This window comes from Streptomyces sp. NPDC050422 (genome assembly GCF_044458665.1).
Classification (GTDB): domain Bacteria; phylum Actinomycetota; class Actinomycetes; order Streptomycetales; family Streptomycetaceae; genus Streptomyces.
In genome coordinates this window covers 25,786-46,591 of the sequence record NZ_JBITIE010000031.1, presented here as the reverse complement: position 1 = coordinate 46,591, position 20,806 = coordinate 25,786, and the positions used below count along the sequence as shown (strand labels likewise).

18 protein-coding genes are annotated in these 20,806 nt (G+C 70.1%); 14 read left to right on the top strand and 4 right to left on the bottom strand.

The window, feature by feature from the left end; all coding sequences use genetic code 11:
* Window positions 1-29: 29 nt before the first annotated feature.
* On the bottom strand, window positions 30-1,064 hold the full coding sequence (locus ACIBJG_RS35230) for an ABC transporter permease (protein ID WP_399313921.1): 1,035 nt from the start codon (window positions 1,062-1,064) through the stop codon (window positions 30-32).
* A gap of 382 nt (window positions 1,065-1,446) precedes the next feature.
* Between ACIBJG_RS35230 and ACIBJG_RS35225 the strand changes: the two genes are divergently transcribed.
* From ACIBJG_RS35225 to ACIBJG_RS35200, 6 genes are all read left to right on the top strand, one after another.
* Window positions 1,447-3,078, top strand: a complete 1,632-nt coding sequence (locus tag ACIBJG_RS35225; RefSeq protein WP_399313919.1) for an ABC transporter substrate-binding protein — start codon at window positions 1,447-1,449, stop codon at window positions 3,076-3,078.
* Window positions 3,079-3,176: 98 nt separating this feature from the next.
* A complete protein-coding gene (locus ACIBJG_RS35220; RefSeq protein ID WP_399313918.1) occupies window positions 3,177-4,100 on the top strand; it encodes an ABC transporter permease in 924 nt (307 codons plus the stop codon).
* Window positions 4,093-5,067 carry an ABC transporter permease gene (locus ACIBJG_RS35215; RefSeq protein WP_399313916.1) on the top strand — a complete coding sequence of 325 codons (975 nt, stop codon included), beginning with the start codon at window positions 4,093-4,095 and terminating at the stop codon, window positions 5,065-5,067. The genes ACIBJG_RS35220 and ACIBJG_RS35215 overlap by 8 nt, the downstream gene beginning before the upstream one ends.
* 13 nt (window positions 5,068-5,080) lie before the next feature.
* Window positions 5,081-6,058 (top strand): ABC transporter ATP-binding protein, encoded by a 978-nt coding sequence (locus tag ACIBJG_RS35210; protein WP_399313914.1) that lies wholly within the window; start codon window positions 5,081-5,083, stop codon window positions 6,056-6,058.
* Window positions 6,048-7,373, top strand: a complete 1,326-nt coding sequence (locus ACIBJG_RS35205; RefSeq protein WP_399313912.1) for an ABC transporter ATP-binding protein — start codon at window positions 6,048-6,050, stop codon at window positions 7,371-7,373. The genes ACIBJG_RS35210 and ACIBJG_RS35205 overlap by 11 nt, the downstream gene beginning before the upstream one ends.
* Before the next feature lie 219 nt (window positions 7,374-7,592).
* Entirely contained in the window at window positions 7,593-8,645 is a 1,053-nt protein-coding gene (locus tag ACIBJG_RS35200; RefSeq protein ID WP_399313911.1) for a hypothetical protein, read from the top strand.
* Between the two features lie 2 nt (window positions 8,646-8,647).
* Here ACIBJG_RS35200 and ACIBJG_RS35195 read toward each other — a convergent pair whose 3' ends face one another.
* A complete protein-coding gene (locus ACIBJG_RS35195) occupies window positions 8,648-10,729 on the bottom strand; it encodes a prolyl oligopeptidase family serine peptidase (protein ID WP_399313964.1) in 2,082 nt (693 codons plus the stop codon).
* 211 nt (window positions 10,730-10,940) lie between these two features.
* On the opposite strand from ACIBJG_RS35195, the gene ACIBJG_RS35190 reads away from it, so the two are divergent.
* From ACIBJG_RS35190 to ACIBJG_RS35155, 8 genes are all read left to right on the top strand, one after another.
* Window positions 10,941-11,135, top strand: coding sequence for a hypothetical protein (locus tag ACIBJG_RS35190; RefSeq protein ID WP_326738529.1), 195 nt, complete (start codon window positions 10,941-10,943; stop codon window positions 11,133-11,135).
* A gap of 84 nt (window positions 11,136-11,219) precedes the next feature.
* Window positions 11,220-12,149: an N-acetyl-1-D-myo-inositol-2-amino-2-deoxy-alpha-D-glucopyranoside deacetylase gene (mshB, locus tag ACIBJG_RS35185; RefSeq protein ID WP_399313909.1), complete on the top strand. Its 930-nt coding sequence runs from the start codon at window positions 11,220-11,222 to the stop codon at window positions 12,147-12,149.
* Window positions 12,146-12,592: a DUF6113 family protein gene (locus tag ACIBJG_RS35180; RefSeq protein ID WP_399313908.1), complete on the top strand. Its 447-nt coding sequence runs from the start codon at window positions 12,146-12,148 to the stop codon at window positions 12,590-12,592. Before mshB ends, ACIBJG_RS35180 begins: the two co-directional genes overlap by 4 nt.
* A 429-nt stretch (window positions 12,593-13,021) precedes the next feature.
* Window positions 13,022-15,040, top strand: coding sequence for a hypothetical protein (locus tag ACIBJG_RS35175; RefSeq protein WP_399313906.1), 2,019 nt, complete (start codon window positions 13,022-13,024; stop codon window positions 15,038-15,040).
* 164 nt (window positions 15,041-15,204) lie between these two features.
* Window positions 15,205-16,140, top strand: coding sequence for an ABC transporter ATP-binding protein (locus ACIBJG_RS35170; protein WP_399313904.1), 936 nt, complete (start codon window positions 15,205-15,207; stop codon window positions 16,138-16,140).
* Window positions 16,137-16,877: an ABC transporter permease gene (locus ACIBJG_RS35165; RefSeq protein ID WP_399313902.1), complete on the top strand. Its 741-nt coding sequence runs from the start codon at window positions 16,137-16,139 to the stop codon at window positions 16,875-16,877. Before ACIBJG_RS35170 ends, ACIBJG_RS35165 begins: the two co-directional genes overlap by 4 nt.
* Window positions 16,878-17,057: 180 nt before the next feature.
* Window positions 17,058-18,236 (top strand): sensor histidine kinase, encoded by a 1,179-nt coding sequence (locus tag ACIBJG_RS35160; protein WP_399313900.1) that lies wholly within the window; start codon window positions 17,058-17,060, stop codon window positions 18,234-18,236.
* The gene (locus ACIBJG_RS35155; RefSeq protein ID WP_399313898.1) at window positions 18,233-18,844 is read left to right on the top strand and encodes a response regulator; all 612 of its coding nucleotides are present in this window, start codon (window positions 18,233-18,235) and stop codon (window positions 18,842-18,844) included. Before ACIBJG_RS35160 ends, ACIBJG_RS35155 begins: the two co-directional genes overlap by 4 nt.
* A gap of 24 nt (window positions 18,845-18,868) precedes the next feature.
* Here the strand turns inward: ACIBJG_RS35155 and ACIBJG_RS35150 are convergent, their stop codons facing one another.
* Both ACIBJG_RS35150 and ACIBJG_RS35145 read right to left on the bottom strand, forming a co-directional pair.
* Window positions 18,869-19,552, bottom strand: coding sequence for a response regulator (locus tag ACIBJG_RS35150; protein ID WP_399313896.1), 684 nt, complete (start codon window positions 19,550-19,552; stop codon window positions 18,869-18,871).
* Window positions 19,549-20,778, bottom strand: coding sequence for a sensor histidine kinase (locus tag ACIBJG_RS35145; RefSeq protein ID WP_399313894.1), 1,230 nt, complete (start codon window positions 20,776-20,778; stop codon window positions 19,549-19,551). Before ACIBJG_RS35145 ends, ACIBJG_RS35150 begins: the two co-directional genes overlap by 4 nt.
* Window positions 20,779-20,806 lie beyond the last annotated feature (28 nt).

The window sequence follows — 20,806 nt, the reverse complement described above, 5'->3', positions numbered from 1 at the left end:
GCACTGAACGGGCCGGTGGAACGAGGTGGTTACCGCTTGGACTTCGGGTCGAGCGCGTCGCGCACCGAGTCGCCGAGCAGGTTGAAGGCGAGGACGAAGATCACCATCGACAGGCCCGGGAAGAGCATGAAGGTGAGGTCCTCGGTGTAGAACTGCGCCCCGCGCTGGATCATGACGCCCCAGTCCGGGGTCGGGTCGATGATGCCGACACCGAGGAAGGCGAGCCCTGCCTCCGCGGTCACGAAGGCGGGGAGCATCAGGGTGGACTGGATGATGATCGGTGTCCACAGGTTGGGCAGCAGTTCCTTGAAGACGATGCGCCGCGGTGATGCACCCGTGACCTTGGCCGCCTCGACGAACTCCCGCTCGCGCAGGCCGAGTACCTGACCGCGCAGCAGACGGGCGATGGAGGCCCAGCCGAAGGCGGAGAGAACCAGGATCAGCGAGATGGCGCGCAGGCTGGTGGGGATGTTCTCGTCGGGGGCGACGAACAGCCCGTAGACGACCGGCATGAAGGCGATGAAGAACAGCGTGGAGGGGAACGACAGCAGGATGTCGATGACCCGTCCGACGAAGTAGTCGGTCCTTCCGCCCAGGTAGCCCGCCGTGATGCCGACAATCACGCCGGCGAGGGTGGTCAGCAGAGTGGCGGCGACGGCGATGCTCAGTGAGGTGCGGATGCCGTACAGCAGGAAGGTGAAGACGTCCCGCCCGAGCTGCGGCTCGATGCCGAACCAGAACTCCGAGCTCATCCCGCCGTTGGGCCCGGACGGGTACGCGAAGGCGTCCAGGAGCTCCGGCCGGTCACTGGCGTAGGTCGTGTACGGGTCCTTGCCGTACAACTTCGCGATCAGAGGTGCCGCGAGCGCGATCACGAAGAAGAACACGACGATCCAGGCGGACACCACGCCGGTCTTGTCGCGCTTGAAGCGGATCCAGGCGAGACGGCCCGGACTCCTGGAGGTGGCTCCCTTGTCGGCGCTGTCGGGCAGCCGGGACTCCCCGGTCACTTCGGTGGGCGTCAAGTCCACCGACAGGCTGGGGGCCGGGGATGGCGTGGTCATCGTGCTCCTGTCCCCGTACGGAACGGCGTCCTCCGGGTGGGAGGAGTGTGAAGAAGAGGTTGGGATGGACCCAATCAACCGAGTTGACACTGGTCAATCGGCTGTGGAAGTCCATACGGGGTCTTTAGGTTCTTGACCTGAACTTGACATACGCAAGGTGAAATAAGAGTGGACGGCCGATTCACAGGGAGGGCGTTCCGGATGATCTCGGGCGCACGTGTCCGATCAGACACGTGTCCTTTTCGTTATCCGGATCTCTCGATCACACGTTCTTCCCTTCGGGTGGCGGTCTGACACATTCGGCCGTAGTGCGGGTGCAGTGATCCGCTTATGAGGTGATATTTGACCTCACGTAAGACGGAGCACTACGAGGAGGCACTCCATGCGCGGAGCCACACAGGTCAAGTGGGCCGCATGCGCGGTGGCCGTCGCTTTGACGGCGACGGCCTGCGGCGGAGGGGGCAGTGGCGGTGGTGGCGGTGGTGCCAATGGGATCGTGAGCTCCTCCTGGGGTGACCCGCAGAACCCGCTGGAGCCCGCCAACACCAACGAGGTGCAGGGCGGCAAGGTCCTCGACATGATCTTCCGGGGGCTCAAGAAGTACGACCCGAAGACCGGCGAGGCGACGAACATGCTCGCCCAGAAGATCGAGACCAAGGACAACCAGAACTTCACGATCACGGTGAAGGACGGCTGGACCTTCAGCAACGGCGAGAAGATCACCGCCAAGTCGTTCGTGGACGCCTGGAACTACGGCGCCCTGTTGAAGAACAACCAGAAGAACGCCTACTTCTTCGGATACATCGACGGATACGACAAGGTCCACCCCGAGACGGGCACGGCGAGCGCCACCACGCTCTCCGGGCTCAAGCAGGTCAACGACATGACCTTCACGGTCAAGCTGACGCAGAAGTTCTCGCTGTGGCCCGACACCCTCGGCTATCCCGCCTTCTCACCGCTGCCCAAGGCCTTCTTCACCGACCACGCCGCGTGGGTGTCCAAGCCGATCGGCAACGGCCCGTACACGATCGACAAGTACGCCAAGGGCTCGTCGATGAACCTGCGCAAGTGGGACGGCTACCCCGGTGACGACAAGGCGCAGAACGGCGGGATCGACCTCAAGGTCTACACCGACAACAACACCGCCTACACCGACCTGACGGCCGGCAACCTCGACCTCGTGGACGACGTGCCCGCCTCACAGCTCAAGAACGTCAAGGCGGACCTGGGCGACCGCTACATCAACACCCCGGCCGGCATCATCCAGACCCTCGCGTTCCCCTTCTACGACAAGGCGTGGGACACCCCGGGCGGTGCCAAGGTCCGCCAGGGGCTGTCCATGGCGATCAACCGCGACCAGATCACCAACCAGATCTTCCAGAAGACCCGCACCCCCGCCTCCGACTGGACCTCGCCGGTCCTCGGCGCCGACGGCGGCTTCAAGAAGGGGCTCTGCGGCAAGGAGTGCACGTACAACGCCGCCGACGCCAAGAAGATGATCCAGGACGGCGGCGGCATCCCCGGCGGCCAGCTCAAGATCTCGTACAACGCGGACACCGGCTCCCACAAGGAGTGGGTCGACGCCGTCTGCAACAGCATCAATAAGGTCATGGGCAACAACAAGGCGTGCGTGGGCGCCCCGATCGGCACCTTCGCCGACTTCCGCAGCCAGGTCTCCCAGCAGAAGCTGCACGGAGCCTGGCGCGCGGGCTGGCAGATGGACTACCCGCTGATCCAGAACTTCCTGCAGCCTGTCTACTACACCAACGCCTCGTCCAACGACGGCAAGTGGAACAACAAGCAGTTCGACGACCTCGTCAACAAGGCCAACGCCGAGTCGGACAAGGCCAAGGCCGTCTCCACCTTCCAGGACGCCGAGAAGGTCATGGTCCAGCAGATGCCGGTCATCCCGCTCTGGTACCAGAACGGCAGCGCCGGCTACTCGGACAAGGTCACCAACGTCTCGCTGAACCAGTTCAGCGTCCCGGTGTACGAGCAGATCAAGGTCAAGTAGGCCGCTGAAGCCGGGTGGCCGGTGCGCTCCCCGCACCGGCAGCCCGGCTTCCCCGTCCCCACGACACCTCAGCCACCCCGCGACCCCCGGAGCCCTTCATGGGACGTTATGTGATCCGGCGGCTGCTGCAGATGATTCCGGTCTTCTTCGGCACCACGCTGTTGATCTTCCTCATGGTGAACGTGATGGGTGACCCCATCGCGGGTCTCTGCGGCGACCGCCAGTGCGACCCGGCGACCGCCGCCCAACTCCGTTCGGAATTCGGCCTCGACAAGCCGGTCTGGCAGCAATACCTGACCTACATGGGCAACGTCTTCACCGGCGACTTCGGCACCGCGTTCAATGGGCAGAAGGTCACCGAGCTGATGGGCACGGCCTTCCCCATCACCATCCGCCTCACCGTCATCGCGATCGTGTTCGAGATCGTCATCGGCATCAGCCTCGGCGTCGTCACCGGCCTGCGCCGCGGCCGGCCCATCGACACCACCGTGCTGATCCTGACCCTGGTCGTCATCTCCATCCCGACCTTCGTCACCGGTCTGCTCCTCCAGCTCCTGCTCGGCGTGGAGTGGGGCGTCATCAAACCCTCCGTCTCCAGCGAGGCCCCGGTCAACGAACTGCTCATCCCCGGGCTCGTGGTCGCCTCCGTCTCGCTGGCCTACGTCACCCGGCTCACCCGGACCTCGATCGCCGAGAACGCCCGCGCCGACTACGTACGCACCGCCGTCGCCAAGGGCCTCCCCAGGCGCCGCGTGATCATCCGTCACCTGCTGCGCAACTCGCTTATCCCCGTCGTCACCTTCATCGGTACGGACGTGGGCGCCCTGATGGGCGGGGCGATCGTCACGGAGCGGATCTTCAACATTCACGGCGTCGGCTACCAGCTCTACCAGGGCATCCTGCGCCAGAACTCGCAGACCGTCGTCGGGTTCGTCACCGTCCTGGTCCTCGTCTTCCTGGCGGCGAACCTGATCGTCGACCTGCTGTACGCCGTACTCGACCCGAGGATCCGCTATGCCTGAGCAGACACCGGACGAGGCGATCTCGTCGGCCGGAGCCGGCGGGACGATGGACCTCGCACTCGACGAGGGCGACACCCTCGAGAAGACACCCGGCGGCCCCGAGGGGACGGGCCCCGGCACCAAACCGCAGAGCCTGTGGTCCGACGCCTGGCGCGACCTGCGCCGCAACCCCGTCTTCATCATCTCCGCGCTGATCATCCTGTTCCTGGTGATCATCTCCATCTGGCCGCAGCTCATCGCCTCCGGCGACCCGCTCGACTGCAACCTGGACAAGGCGCAGGAGGGCTCCCAGCCCGGCCACCCCTTCGGCTACGACGGCCAGGGCTGCGACGTCTACACCCGTGTCGTGTACGGCGCCCGGAACTCCGTGACCGTCGGTATCTGCTCCACCATCGGCGTCTCCCTGATCGGCTCCGTCCTGGGCGGCCTGGCCGGCTTCTTCGGCGGCTGGTGGGACGCGATCCTCTCCCGCCTCACCGACGTCTTCTTCGGCATCCCCGTCGTCCTCGGCGGACTGGTCTTCCTCTCCGTGGTGACCAGCTCCACCGTCTGGCCCGTCATCGGCTTCATCGTGCTGCTGGGCTGGCCGCAGATCGCCCGCATCGCCCGCGGCTCCGTCATCACCGCCAAGCACAACGACTACGTCCAGGCGGCCCGGGCACTCGGCGCCTCCAACGGGCGGATGATGCTGCGCCACATCGCACCGAACGCCATCGCCCCGGTCATCGTCGTGGCGACCATCGCGCTGGGCACGTACATCTCCCTGGAGGCGACCCTGTCGTTCCTCGGCGTCGGCCTGAAGCCACCGGCCGTCTCCTGGGGCATCGACATCTCCGCCGCGTCCCAGTACATCCGCAACGCCCCGCACATGCTCCTCTGGCCCGCCGGTGCGCTGGCGGTCACCGTGCTCGCGTTCATCATGCTCGGCGACGCGGTGCGCGACGCCCTCGACCCCAAGCTGCGCTGAGGAGTCCGCTGCCATGTTGCTCGAAGTGCGCGATCTGCACGTGGAGTTCCACACCCGGGACGGGGTCGCCAAGGCCGTCAACGGGGTCAACTACTCGGTGGCCGAGGGCGAGACGCTCGCCGTGCTCGGCGAGTCCGGCTCCGGCAAGTCGGTCACCGCACAGGCGATCATGGGCATCCTCGACATGCCGCCCGGCAAGATCAGCGGGGGCGAGATCCTCTTCAAGGACCGCGACCTGCTGAAGCTCAAGAAGGAGGAGCGCCGGAAGATCCGCGGCCAGGAGATGGCCATGATCTTCCAGGACGCCCTCTCCTCCCTCAACCCCGTGCTCACCGTGGGGGAGCAGCTCGGTGAGATGTTCGTCGTGCACCGCGGAATGTCCCGCAAGGACGCGAAGGCCAAGGCCGTCGAGCTGATGGACCGGGTCCGCATCCCGGCCGCGAAGGAGCGGGTCGGCAACTATCCGCACCAGTTCTCCGGCGGGATGCGCCAGCGCATCATGATCGCGATGGCGCTGGCCCTGGAGCCCTCGCTGATCATCGCGGACGAACCCACCACCGCCCTCGACGTCACCGTCCAGGCCCAGGTGATGGACCTGCTCGCGGAGCTCCAGCGCGAGCTGAACATGGGCCTGATCCTCATCACCCACGACCTGGGCGTGGTCGCCGACGTCGCCGACAAGATCGCCGTGATGTACGCGGGCCGCATCGTGGAGACCTCACCCGTCCACGACATCTACAAGGCGCCCGCGCACCCGTACACCAAGGGCCTGCTCCGCTCGATCCCGCGCCTGGACCAGAAGGGCCAGGAGCTGTACGCGATCAAGGGTCTGCCGCCCAACCTGCTCCACATCCCGCCCGGCTGCGCCTTCAACCCGCGCTGCCCGATGGCCCAGGACGTCTGCCGCAAGGACGTGCCGCCGCTGTTCGACGTGGCCGAGCACCGTCAGAGCGCCTGCTACTTCTGGAAGGAGACGCTCGATGCACGCTGACCACTCGGGGCGCAAGGGAGCGCGCGAAGAGGGCGAGGTGGCGCGCGACCTCCTGGCCAAGTCGCGGGAGGGCAGCAGGTACGCGGGCGGCGAGCCGATCCTTGAGGTCCGCGACCTCGTCAAGCACTACCCGCTGACCCAGGGCATCCTGATCAAGAAGCAGATCGGTGCCGTCAAGGCCGTCGACGGGGTCTCCTTCGACCTGGCGGCGGGCGAGACCCTCGGCATCGTGGGGGAGTCCGGCTGCGGGAAGTCGACCGTGGCCCGGCTGCTCGTGCACCTGGAGGACCCGACGGCCGGTTCGATCCGGTACAAGGGCGAGGACATCACCAAGCTGTCCGGCCGCGCGCTGAAGGCCGTACGCCGCAACATCCAGATGGTGTTCCAGGACCCGTACACCTCGCTGAACCCGCGCATGACCGTCGGCGACATCATCGGGGAACCATACGAGATCCACCCCGAGGTCGCCCCGAAGGGCGAGCGGCGGCGCAAGGTCCAGGACCTGCTGGACGTCGTCGGCCTCAACCCGGAGTACATCAACCGCTATCCGCACCAGTTCTCCGGCGGCCAGCGCCAGCGCATCGGCATCGCCCGCGGCCTCGCGCTCAACCCCGAGATCATCGTCGCCGACGAACCCGTCTCGGCCCTCGACGTCTCCGTCCAGGCCCAGGTCGTCAACCTGCTGGACCGGCTCCAGACGGAGTTCAACCTCAGCTACGTGTTCATCGCCCACGACCTCTCCATCGTCCGGCACATCTCCAACCGGGTCGGGGTGATGTACCTCGGCCGGTTCGCCGAGATCGGCACGGACGAGGAGATCTACGACCACCCCACGCACCCGTACACCCAGGCGCTGCTCTCCGCCGTGCCGGTGCCGGACCCGATGGCGCGCGAGTACCGCGAGCGGATCATCCTGCACGGCGACGTGCCCTCGCCCGCCAACCCGCCGTCCGGCTGCCGCTTCCGCACCCGCTGCTGGAAGGCGCAGGAGCGGTGCGAACTGGAGGTGCCGCTGCTCGCGGTCCCGGCGGTCTTCCGGCTGACGGAGACCCCCGCCAAGCACGATTCGGCCTGTCACTTCGCGGAGGAGAAGCGGGTGGTGCCGCCGGAGGGGACGCTGGAGCAGGTGGGCGAGGGCGGTGAGGGGGCCGCGGGGGCCGGACCGGACGTGGAGAAGGTGGACCGGGAGGCGCGGAAGCCGCCGCAGTCGCCGTCGTCTCCGGAGACGGAGGGCGGGGACGCGGAGCCGCCTCCGGCGACCGGGGGCAGGGACGAGGAGCCGCCTCCGCCGTCCGGCAGCAGCCGGGTCAGTTGAGCCGGCGGCCCGTTAACGAGGGGGCAACTCGGGCGTCTCACGTCCGATATACGGACCCGTCAGCATGGATGACGTACGGCCGTGCGGGTGCCGTGGACCGGCCGGAAGGACTCAACCCCCTCCGGCCGGTCGCCCGACGGGACCGCGCCGACGGCCCTCTTGTCGGGAGGCCGGGCGCGGTGGAGTATCGCTGGGGTGATACTCACCCGTGGAGCAAGAGTGACCGGCGCCGCTCTCTGCGCTGTGCTCGCCGTGATCGTCGCGAGCTGGCTCGTACGGGACCTCAGGGCCGTGGACGCCGACCAGCTGTGGCGCTACTGGGCCGGTTTCCACGACGCGCGCCCGAAGGCGATGCCCTCGACCTCACCCCTGGATGTCGCCCTCCTCGTGGTGTACGTCGTCGCCACCGTCGCCGCGCTGCGCTCCGCGGTCGCCGCCACCGTGCTCGTCGCGACCGGAGTGATCACCCTCGCCGTACGGCTGCCGGGGCTCTGGAACATCGGCAGCCGCCGGATGGAGACGGTGTTCTCCGACGACCTGCGCTCACGAGCGCTGATCTGTGCCTTCGTCGCCCTCGCCGCGGGCATCGCGCTCCTCATCACCGCCGGGGCCGGCCGCCGTCCGCCGGCCGACTCCTACGAACAGCTGCCCACCCGGCCCGGCCCGGGCGCATCCGTCGCCGCGTTCCTGATGCTGGGGGCGGCCGGAGCGGTGCTGATCGCCTGGGAGATCCGCCAGATGGTGCGGTACCCCGAGATCTATCCCGAGTGGTACGTGGGCGGCGACCGGGTCCCGCAGGGCGTGATCGACCCGCCGCCCGGCTGGGGCACCGCGGCGCTGGCGCTGCTCTGTCTGGTCGCGGGGGCGAGCGCCCTCTTCCACGCCGTGCACGCACGGCCGTTCGGGCTGGTGGCCGCCGCGCTGCTGCTGCCCGGCGGGGTGCTGGGCGTGGTCCGGGTCGTGCGCTACGACCTGTTCGACCACTTCGGTTCGCTGCCGACGGAGACCCAGCTCACCCTCCTGAGCTGGATCTTCGAGGTGATCGCCGCGCTGGTGGTGCTGATCGCCCTGGCGCCCAGGGGCTTCGCCGACGTCCCCGGCCCGTACGGACCGGGGCAGGGCCCGGGGTACGGCACCCCGGAATTCGGTCCCCCGGGTTACGCCCCCGCTCCGTACCCGGGGCAGCAGCCGCCGGCCCCGGGGTACGGGTACCCGCAGGGCGGCGGCTTCGGGCCGCCTCCGCCGCCCTCGCAGCCGCCGCCGGGCTGGTAGCCCTACCTGCCGAGTGACCGCTTCAGGAAGTCCACCTGGAGCAGCAGGAGGTTCTCCGCCACCTTCTCCTGCGGGGTCATGTGCGTCACCCCGCTCAGCGGCAGCACCTCGTGCGGGCGGCCGGCGGCGAGCAGCGCCGACGACAGCCGCAGGGTGTGCGCGACCACCACGTTGTCGTCCGCCAGACCGTGGATGATCATCATGGGGCGTACCTGCTCGGCGGCGTGCGAGAGCCCCTCGTCGGTGAGCAGCGAGTTGTACGCGTACACCTCCGGCTGGGTCGCCGGGTCGCCGAGGTAGCGCTCCGTGTAATGGGTGTCGTACAGCCGTTGGTCGGTGACGGGAGCGCCCACGACCGCCGCGTGGAAGACGTCGGGCCGCCGCAGCACCGCCATGCCGGCCAGGAAGCCGCCGTACGACCAGCCCCGGATGCCCACCCGGTCCAGGTCCAGCGGGAACCTCTCCGCGAGTGCGTGCAGCGCCTCGACCTGGTCGTCGAGGGTGAGGGCGAGATCGTGCTTGACGGCCTTCTCCCAGCCGGGCGAGCGGCCCGGGGTGCCTCGGCCGTCCGCGACGACCACGGCGAATCCCTGGTCGGCGAACCACTGCGAGGTGAGATGCGGATTGTGGGCGGCGAGGACCCGGCGGCCGTGCGGCCCGCCGTACGGATCCATCAGGACCGGAAGCGGACCATCCGATTCCTTGTAACCGGTGGGGAGCATCACGGCGCACGGAATCCGCCGTGCGCCCCCTTCGGTGAGCTGCGGCCGGGCGGACAGCACCGGCTGCTCCGCGTGACTGGTGACGGTGGCGATCCGCTTCCCGTCCCGGAACACCCGTGCCGTCGATCCGGGCACGTCCAGCGCGGTGGAGACCATGACGGTCACGCCGCCGGACCGGACCGCCGCGTGCACGCCCGCGCCCTGTGAGACCCGCTCGACGCCCAGCTCGTTGACCCGGTACACATGGCTCTCGCCGATCTCGGCCTCGGCCGCCCGCTCACCCGCCGACGCCGTGACGAGGATGTCGGACTCCCCGATGTCCAGCACCGCCTGGATCTGCAACTGGGCCCCGGTCAGCGGCCGGTCGCCGACCGCCAGGACCCGCGCCCCGCCCTCGTCCGCGATCCGCACCAGTCGCCCGTCCGCCGCCCACGCGGGCACCCCGGGGAACAGTTCCAGCCACACCGGGTCCTCGTCCGCGTGCACCGTCCGGGTCGCCCCGGTCTCCGGGTCCACCGCCAGGTAGAGCTGACTCTGCTGGTCACGGGCCTGCACCAGCAGCAGCGGCGCCCCGTCCGACGACCAGTGCACCCGCGCCAGATACGGGAACGCGGCTCGGTCCCAGGCCACTTCGGTACGTTCTCCGGCCAGCCCCACGACGAAGAGCCGCACCTCGGCGTTGGGCGTACCGGCCGCCGGGTACGCGATCTCGGCGGGCTTGCGGTCCGGGTGCGCGGGATCCGCGATCCACCACCGCCGCACGGGGCTGTCGTCGACCCGGGCCACCAGCAGCCGGTCCGAGTCCGGCGACCACCAGAAGCCGCGCGAGCGCTGCATCTCCTCGGCCGCGATGAACTCCGCGAGACCGTAGGAGACATGCGCGTCCTCCGGCTCCGCGAGCGCCCTGTCCCCTTCGCCTTCGGTGCTCACGACGCGCAGCGCGCCCTTGGACACGTATGCGATCTGTCGTCCGTCGGGGGAGGGGCGCGGGTCGATCACCGGGCCCGGCACGGGCAGGGCGCGCGCCGTTCCGGCCCGCAGTTCGGCGACGTACACCTTCCCCGAGAGCGCGAACGCCGCCAACTCGGCTGCCGCGTCCACCGCGTAGCCCACGATCCCCGACGACCCCTCGCGGCTCCGCTCGCGGCGGGCCCGCTCCTGGACCGAGAGCCGCTCCGCCGAGCCGCCCAGCAGCACCGCCGGATCGGCCACGACCCGCTCCCGCGGGGCCTCGCCGTCGCCGAGGTCCAGCACCCAGAGCTGCCCCGAGCGGTCGGTGCCCGACCCCGAGCGGAGGAAAACCACGCGTTCACCATCGGGTGAAACCGTGAACGCGCGCGGTGCACCGAGGGTGAAGCGCATGGTCCGGGCCAACTGCAGCGGGAAGGTGATATCTGACGAAGTCATATGCCGAACCTATCGGCCGGCCCCGCCGTCCGTGCGCCCCTCGTGCTGCCGTGCCCCGATCAATGCCATGCCACGGATAGTTATGATCCGTAGCGCTCGGTGGGTATGAACCTGCTGGCTCCATGCGTGCTGCCTGTCCCGACCGTACAGATGGAGGTGAACCGCTGTGGTGCTCTCGATTTCGGCGGTGGTGCTGCTGGCGATCGTCGTCTTCCTGCTGATCCGGAAATCCGGACTGAAGGGCGGACACGCGGTCGTCTGCATGCTGCTCGGCTTCTACCTCGCCAGCTCGTCCGTCGCACCCACCATCTCCGAGCTGACCACGAATGTGGCCGGCATGATCGGGGGCATGAAGTTCTGACCCCGGCAGCCGCCCGTGAACCAGCGGCGTCCGGAGGGCGGCCGCAGTCGGCTCCGGGGGCCGTCGGCTCGTAGGGTGGTCCCCATGACGGACCTTCCCGCCCGGCGTCTGCTCCTGGTGCACGCGCATCCCGACGACGAGTCGATCAACAACGGCGCCACCATGGCCAGGTACGCGGCCGACGGCGCCCTGGTCACCCTGGTGACCTGCACGCTCGGCGAGGAGGGCGAGATCATCCCGCCCGCTCTCGCGCATCTCGCCGCGGACCGGGACGACTCCCTGGGCCCCTACCGCCGAGGTGAACTCACGGCGGCGATGAAGGAACTCGGGGTCACCGACCACCGCCTCCTCGGCGGCGCCGGCCGGTACCGCGACTCCGGAATGATGGGCGCCGAGCAGAAGCGCCGCCCCGGCGCCTTCTGGTCCGCCGACGTCGACGAGGCCGCCGGGTACCTCGTGGAGGTGATCCGCGAGGTGCGCCCCCAGGTCCTGGTGACGTACGACCCCGAGGGGGGCTACGGGCACCCCGACCACATCCAGGCGCACCGGGTCGCGACGCGCGCCGCCGAACTGGCCGCCGACCCCGCCTGCCGTCCGGACTCCGGCGCTCCGCACACCATCGCCAAGATCTACTGGAACCGGGTGCCGCGCTCCGTCGCCGAGGAGGGCTTCGCCCGGCTGCGGGCCACGGCGCCGGACACGTTCCCGGGCATCGCCGCGATCGACGACGTGCCGGGTGTGGTGGACGACACCCTGATCACCACCGAGATCGACGGCACCGGTCACGGCGAGGCGAAAGCCGCGGCAATGCGGGCACACGCCACCCAGATCGCGGTCGACGGCCCCTTCTTCGCCTTGTCGAACGACCTGGGCCAGCCCGTCCTCACCACCGAGTACTACGAGTTGGTCAACGGCGCCCCGACCGGCGGCGGGGGCGCCCGGGAGCACGTTCTCTTCGAACACGATCTCTTCGAAGGCGTGCTCTTCGAAGGCGTGACGGAGGTGGACCGGTGAGCAGCAGCAGGCAGCGGGCCGCGCGGACCAACGCCCCTCCGAGGGACATTCCGGCCACCGGCCTGGCCGCTCCTCTCAACCTGCGCCGGATCGCCGCCCTGCTGGGCCTGGCGGTTCTCGGCGCGCTCGTCGGTATCGCCGGAACGCTGGTCCAATCCGCCTGGTTCCCCGGCGGATTGCTGCTGGCCCTGCTCGCGTCCGGCGGCCTCTTCTACGGCGGCCGCTGCCTCATGGGCACACAGCCCGGAGCGCTGGCGCCCGCCGCGGGGTGGCTGATTTCGGTCATTGTTCTGCTGGGCGGAAGACCCGAAGGGGACTACGTTTTTGGGGACGAACTGGGCCTCGCCCTCTTCATGCTGGGTGGCATGGCCATCGCTGTGATCTGTGCCACCATGTCGCGGTCGCCCCAACTGGGGGCCGACAGCGGCCGACCAGGCAAGTAATGTGCCACGTCCGATCGCGTAATGCCCTCTGTCCGTCCGGGGGGTAGGCAGTCGTTTCCCCCGGTCGCGGGGTGTCTGTCGGCCGCGGCCAGTAAGGTGGTTGCGCGCCGAGCCGTCCCCTGGCCTGCGGCATGGGGGAAGTACGGGCGGCGGAGCCAATCGGGAGAACTTGCTTTGAGTCGTGAAACTGACAGTTCGTCCTCCGGGCCCCAGGGTCGCGGAGGAGCCGCGTACCCCTCGGGTACGCCGCCGTACGGATCCCGCCAGTATCCGTCGCTGCACCCTTCACAGGACGGCCCGGAGGAGTCCCCGGAGTCTGCGGATCCGCCTCAGCCCGACGAGCCGAGAACCGAGACGACGCTGACGACGCGGATCCGGATCAACATTCCGGGCTCTCGCCCCATCCCTCCGGTTGTCATGCGTACGCCCATGAGCGACGTCGACGGCCCCAGCGGCGAGCGCACCGGCTCCACCCCGCGCCCGGGCGCCCCCGCGTCCAACGGCGCGCAGGCGGCGCCGACCACGCCGGGCCCCGAGACCCGGGAGATCCCGGTCGTGGCGGAGCCCGCTGCCGAGAAGCCGGCCAGGGAGAAGAGCGGCAGCGACTGGTTCGCGCCGCGCAAGCCCCCGGCCGCCGCCCCGGCGGCCGCGAGCGCCTCGTCCAGCACCCCGTCGGGCGACGGCACGGACGGGGCCGGCTTCAAGACCGGCGGTCCGGGTGGTGCGGGTAGTCCCGGTGGTCCCGGTGGTCCCGGTGGTGCGGGCGGTTCCGGTGGTCCCGGTGGTGCGGGCGGTTCCGGTGGTACGGGTGGCTCCGGTTTCGCGGCCGGTGGTCCCGGCGGCCGGCCGGACGGGCCGGCGACCCCGCCCGCAGGTGGCCCCCGGGCCGATCTGCCCTACTTCTCCGACGGACCGCAGCGCGCCGGTGACCCCGGTGCGCCCGGTTCCGGCGGCTTCGGTTCGGGTGGCGTCGACTCCGATGGCTTCGGCGGCGACGGCTTCGGCGGCGACGGTGGCGGGCCCCGCTCCACGCCGAACCTCGGCGTCCGTACGCCCGGACCGTCCGGCCCCACCGCGGGACCGGCCACCGGCACCTCGGCCCTCACTCCTGACCTCGACGGCCGGGCACCCTTCGGGCCGGGCCCGGGCGGCCCCGGCAGTGCGCAGGGCCCCGGCACCCCCGGCGGCGTTCCGCCGAGGATGCCGGACGACACCGCCGTGCTCACCCCGCAGTTCGGGCCCGGCCCCGTCGGCCCCGGCCCCACCGGCCCCGGGGGCAACGTCTCGGGGGACACGCTCACCAGCGGCATCCCCGTCGTGCCGCCGGAGCACCGCTCGTCGGGGGCGCCGTCGCCGTTCGCCGGTCCCGACTCCGGCCCCCGGACACCGGACAGCCCGATGGGCACCGGACCGGCCGGGCCGGGCGGGTTCGCCGCGCAGGCGCCCAAGCCCGCCGCCCGTAACGCCCCGAAGCCCGCGGCGCCGAGCGCCCCGGCGAAGAAGGGCCGCTCCAAGCTCGTCATGCTCTGCGTGGCCGCGGTCTGCCTCCTAGGGGTCGCCTACGGCGCCGGGCTGCTGATGAACCACTCCGACGTTCCCAAGGGCACCACCGTCCTCGGCGTCGACATCGGCGGCGGGACCAGGGACGACGCCATCGAGAAGCTGGACGCCGCGCTCGGTGAGCGGTCCAAGGCCCCGCTCCAGCTGACCGTGGACGGCAAGAAGACGCAGCTCACCCCCGACAAGGCCGGACTCTCCCTGGACAGTCAGGCGACTGTGCGCGGCGCGGCGGGCAGCGACTACAACCCCGTCTCCGTCATCGGTTCCCTCTTCGGCCGCGTGCGCACGGTCGACCCGGTGATCCCGGTCGACGAGGAGAAGCTAGGTGTCGCGCTGAAGGACCTGGCCGGCGCCTCGGGCTCGGCCAGCGACGGCACGATCAAGTTCGTGCCGGGCAAGGCCGTCGCCGTCCCGGGCAAGACGGGCAAGGCGCTCGACGTCAACCAGTCCATGGTGTCGGTACGTGACGCCTACCGCGCCCAGGTCGAGACGGGCAAGGCGAACACCGTCCAGCTGCCCGTCACCGCAAGCGAGCCCACCATCAGCCAGGCCGAACTCGACCGGGCGATGAAGGAGTTCGCGGAGCCCGCGATGTCCGGCCTGATCCGCATCAAGGCGGGATCGAAGGAGATCCCGTTCGGCCCGACCAAGTCGCTGCCGAAGATCCTTTCGATGGTGGCGGTCGACGGCAAGCTCGTCGACCACTACGACAAGAAGGCCATCGAAGAGCTCTGCGGAAGTGTCTTCGACGGGATCATGGTCACCAAGGCCGACGGTACGAAGCACCAGGTCGGCCCCGACGACGTGGCCTTCGCCATGAAGGGCGCGCTGCTGGGCAAGACCGAGGCCCAGCGGACCGTCACGATCGACCTGGGCGGCAACGGCTGACGCCGCCACCTGCCGTACGCCGCCGCCCCCGACCGGACCTCCGGCCGGGGGCGGCGGCGTATCCGCCCGGCGCCGTCGTCATACGTACGGCATGACATCTGTCATCCCGGATCCACGACCCGTGACCCTGCCGGGCGCACCCCCTGCTGAGCCACGCTGGGAGCATGACAACGACAGCCCCCGAAGTCACCGCGGCGAAGACCGCCGTGGTCAGCTTCGATCAGGTCAGCAAGGCCTACGGAGACGTACGCGCCGTCGACGGACTCACCCTCGACCTGTACCCCGGTGAGACCGTGGCGCTCCTCGGACCCAACGGTGCCGGCAAGTCATCCACCCTCGACCTCCTCCTCGGCCTGCGCACCGCCGACTCCGGGGCGGTCCGCGTCTTCGGCACGACCCCGCAGGCGGCCATCGCCGCCGGCCGCGTCGGCGCCATGCTGCAGTCCGGCGGCCTCATGGAGGACGTCACCGTCGGCGAACTGGTCGGGCTCGTCTGCGATCTGCACCCCAGGCCGTACCCGGTGAGCGAGGTGCTGGCCAGGGCCGGCATCGCGCCGATCGCCGACCGCATGGTCAACAAGCTCTCCGGCGGCCAGGAACAGCGCGTACGGTTCGCGCTCGCCACCGCCGGGGCCAACGACCTGATCGTGCTCGACGAGCCGACCACCGGCATGGACGTCACCGCCCGCCAGGCCTTCTGGGCCACGATGCGCGAGCAGGCAGACCAGGGCCGCACCGTCCTGTTCGCCACCCACTACCTGGAAGAGGCCGACGCGATCGCCGACCGCGTCCTGGTCCTGCACAAGGGCAGGATCCTCGCCGACGGCACCGCCGCCGAGATCAAGCTGAAGGCCGGAGCCCGCCGGATCTCCTTCGAACTGGAAGGCGCGATCGACGAAGAGGCCCTGCGCGCGCTGCCGTTCCTCTCCACCCTCGACATCGCCGGCCAACGGGTGCGAATCCAGTCGCACAACGCCGACGCCACCGTGCACGCCGTCTACGGGCTGGGCCTCTACCCGCGCGAACTCGAAGTCGCCGGGCTCGGCCTGGAGCAGGCCTTCGTCGCCATCACCGAGGCCGAGGAGGCCAAGACCCGATGAACACGCTCATCAAGCTCGAAGTGACCCGCACCCTGCGGAACAAGAAGTTCATGTTCTTCTCGATCATCTATCCGTCGGTGATCTACCTGCTGATCTCCGGCACCCAGAACACCACCGACAAGGTGCCGGGCACCGACCTCACCCTGCAGTCCTTCTTCATGGTCTCCATGGCCTCCTTCGGCGCACTGACCGCCGTCCTGATGGGCAACAGCGAGCGCATCGCCAAGGAGCGCGAGAAGGGCTGGGTACGCCAGCTGCGGCTGACCGCACTGCCCAGCCGCGGCTATGTCCTCGCGAAGATCGCCAGCGCCGCCATGGTCACCCTGCCCTGCATCCTGGTCGTCTTCCTCGTCGCCGTCTCCGTCAAGCACGTGCGGTTCGACGCCTGGCAGTGGTTCGCCCTCGCCGGCGTCATCTGGGCCGGCTCGCTGGTCTTCGCCGCGCTGGGGGTCGCCATCGGCTACATCGCCAGCGGTGACGCGGTCCGCCCGATCACCATGATCATCTACTTCGGCCTCTCGATCCTCGGCGGCCTGTGGATGCCGAGCGCGACCTTTCCGCAGTGGATCCAGAACATCTCCGAGTGGCTGCCCACCCACGCGTACGCTGCACTCGGCCAGGCCGTCGAGTTGGGCGGCGCGCCGCATGCCAAGGACGTCGTCATCCTCTGTGTCTACTTCCTGATCTTCGCGGGCGGCGCCGCCTGGCTCTACCGCAAGGACACCCTGAAGGCATGAACGAGGACGGGACGACGGCATGAACGAGGGCGGAGCGGCGGCATGAACGAGGACGGGACGACGGCATGAACGAGGACGGAGCGGCGGCATGAACGAGGGCGGGGCGACGGCATGAACGAGGGCGGGGCGACGGCATGAACGAGGACGGAGCGGCGTAATGAACGAGGACGAGACGACGGCATGAACGACGACGAGACGCACGTGGGCATCGGGCGCCCGCCCGCGAACACGAAGCAGGCCGGGACCAAGCTCCTGTGGATCGGCATCTGGCTCGCCTTCATGAGCGCGCCGGTCAAGGACCTCGCCGACGGCAACCACACCCCGTGGGCGACCGCGCTCGGCGCCCTCGGACTGCTGGTCTTCGTCGGCAGCTATCTCGTCCTGGTGTTCCGCCACACCTCGAAGGCGCTGGACCCCTTCCGGGTCCGCGCCGCCCTCGCCTTCCTCGGGGCCCTCGCCGTCCTGCTGTCCCTGACGTTCGGCACGCCCTGGCTCGTCCTGTTCGTGTACGTGTCCGTCTCCGTCGGCGCCACACTGCCGATGCGGACCGCCCGTTGGCTGATCCCCGCCGTCACCGCCGTCCTGGTGGCCATCGGTCTGACCGGCGACCATCCCCGCGAGATCATCACGGCCCTGGTCTTCCCCGCACTTCTCGGCGGCTTCGCGATGTCCGGCGTACGGCAGATGATCCGCACCACGATCCAGCTCCGCGAGGCCCGCGCCACCGTCGCCCAGCTCGCCGCCAACGAGGAACGGTTGCGCCTCGCCCGCGATCTGCACGACCTGCTCGGCCACTCCCTCTCCCTGATCACCCTCAAGAGCGAACTGGCCGGGCGCATGCTTCCCGGCCATCCGGAGCAGGCGGCCGCCCAGGTCGCCGACATCGAACAGGTCAGCCGCCAGGCCCTCGTGGACGTACGCAGCGCCGTCACCGGCTACCGGCGGCCGACCCTCCCCGGCGAACTCGCCGGGGCCAGGACCGCCTTCGCCGCAGCCGGAATCGCCGCCGACATCCCGGCCGAGGCCCCCGAGGACCTCCCGGAGAAGGCGGAGGAGGTGCTCGCCTGGGCGCTGCGTGAAGCCGTCACCAACGTCGTACGCCACAGTGGCGCCGACCGCTGCACGGTCACCCTCACCCCCCGGCAGACCCTCGACGGGCGCGTCCTCGAACTCGCCGTCGCCGACAACGGCCGCGGCGCCGCCGGCACGACGCGGGGCAACGGCCTCACGGGAATGACCGAGCGCCTGTCCTCGGTCGACGGGGTCCTCACCACCCGGGCCACCGACTCCCGTTCGGGCAAAGGCTTCACCACGGTCCTCAGCGTTCCGCTCGAATCCGGCCTAGGATCCGGGGAATGAGCATGATCAGACTCCTCCTCGCCGAGGACCAGTCCATGGTGCGCGAGGCCCTTGCGACGCTCCTCGGCCTGGAACCCGACATCGAGGTGGTCGCCCAGGTCGCCCGCGGCGACGAAGTGCTGGCCGCGGCACGGGAACACGGCGTCGACGTGGCCCTCCTCGACATCGAGATGCCCGGCATGACGGGCATCGAGGCGACGGCGGAACTGCACCGCGACCTCCCCGACGTCAAGGTCGTCGTCGTCACCACGTTCGGCCGCCCCGGATATCTGCGCCGCGCGATGGAGTCGGGCGCGGACGCCTTCCTGGTGAAGGACGCACCGGCATCCCAACTCGCCGAAGCCGTACGCAAGGTGCTCGCCGGGGAACGCGTCATCGACCCCACCCTCGCTGCCGCGGCCCTCGCCGACGGGGCCAGCCCGCTGACCGCGCGCGAACGCGATGTGCTGCACACCGCCGCGGACGGCTCCACCAACGCGGAGATAGCCGACGCGCTGCACCTGTCGCAGGGCACGGTCCGCAACTACCTCTCCACGGCGATCCAGAAGATGGCGGCGCGCAACCGCGCGGAGGCGGTCCGGATGGCACGGGAGAAGGGCTGGCTGTAGGGCCGTCCCGCAGTGGCCACCCCCTCACCGGGCCGCCGACACCAGTCCCGCCTCGTACGCGATGATGACGAGCTGCACCCGGTCCCGGGCGTCGAGCTTGGCGAGCAGGCGGGTCAGATACGTCTTGGCCGTGGCGACGCTGATGAACAGCCGCTCCGCGATCTCCGCGTTGGACAGCCCGCTGCCGACCAGGACGAGCACCTCGCGCTCCCGGTCGGTGATCGCGGTGAGCGTCCTGGGCGGTGACGCGGTGGCCGGGCGGCCCGCGAACTCCTTGATCAGCCGCCGAGTGACGCCCGGTGCGATCAGGGCGTCCCCGCCCGCCACCACCCGGACCGCCGCCAGAATGTCGTCCAGCGCCATGTCCTTGACCAGGAAGCCGGCTGCGCCGGCGCGCAGGGCACCGTACACGTAGTCGTCGTCGTCGAACGTGGTCAGGACAACCACATGGGCGGTGGCCGGGCCCGCTGCGATCCGCGCGGTGGCCTCGATGCCGTTCAGACCCGGCATCCGGATGTCCATCATGACGACATCGGGGGCCAGTTCGGCGGTCAGGCGGACCGCCTCGTCGCCCGTCCCCGCCTCGCCCACGACGTCGATGTCGGTGGTCTCGGCCATGACCATGCGCAGCGCCGTGCGCACCAGCGGCTGGTCGTCGGCGAGCACGACGCGGATCGGCTCCACGGCTTCGGGCGTTCCCTCGCTCATGCCGTGCTCCCCGCAGCCGCCGCGATCGGCACCGGCAGCCGGACCGTCACCCTGAAGCCGCCCTCGGGCCGCGGGGCGGCGGCGAACTCGCCGTGCAGCAGGGCGACCCGCTCCCGTATGCCGACGAGGCCGAACCCCGGCTCCGTGACGAGGCCCGCGCCCCGGCCTCGGTCGACGACCTCGATGGCGAGCTCCTCGGAGCCGTAGGCGACGGACACCCGGCAGGAACCGGTCGCGGCATGACGGACCACGTTGGTCACCGACTCCTGGATGATGCGGAACGCCGACAGGTCGATGTCCGGGGGCAGCGGCCGCCGTTCGCCCTCCCAGTGCACCTCGACCCGGACCCCGGCTGCCGTCGTCGCCCGCGCCAGCCGCTCCACGTCGGCCAGGCCCTCCGCGGGACGCAGCGTTCCCGCGTCCCGGCCCGTTCCTTCGTCGTCCGGATCCGCCTGACGCAGCGCGCCGAGCATCCGGCGCAGCCCCGACAACGTCTCGCGGCCCGCGGTCTCCACCGCGCTCATCGCCTCGCGCGCGGCGTCCGGCCGGGTGTGCACGACCCGGGCCGCCGCACCAGCCTGGAGAGCGATGATGCCGACGCTGTGCGCGACCATGTCGTGCATTTCGCGCGCGATGCGCAGCCGCTCCTCGACGACCGCCTGTTCGGCGGCCCGCGCGGCCAGATGCTCGTCGTGCCGGCGTGCCTCGTATGCCGAGCCGCCCACCAGCCAGGCCACTACCGCGGTCAGGGCGACGACCAGTTCTGCCGACGTACCGACAGCCCACCCGGCCAGCAGCCGGAAGGACAGGAAACCGGTGAGTGTGCCGAGCGCCATCAGGAGAGCGACGAAAGCGGTCCGGCGCGACCGGGTGGCGGCGATGAAGTACAGCGCCACATCGGCGGCCACGAACTGTGCGAGCGGTATCTCCCCCACGCTCAGCGCGACCGTGGCGAGCGAGGCGGCGCCCAGTACCAGCGCCAGGGCTTTCAGCGGATGCCGCTCCAGCGTCACGCAGCCGGCCGCCGCCAGGGCTGTGGCGAGCAGCTGGGTCACCAGACCGTCCCACCGGTAGAACAGCACCCCGGGACGGACGGACGGCTCGTACTCGCCGGGCAGCCGCACCCGCACGAGGAAGGTGAGCAGCATGCCCGCGTACCAGCCCATGCCTACCCACCAACCAGGCGGCACGCGCTTGAGACGAGGCAGAGAGGGTGAGTGGGACATGCGCCGATCGTAGCCACCGCCACCCTGA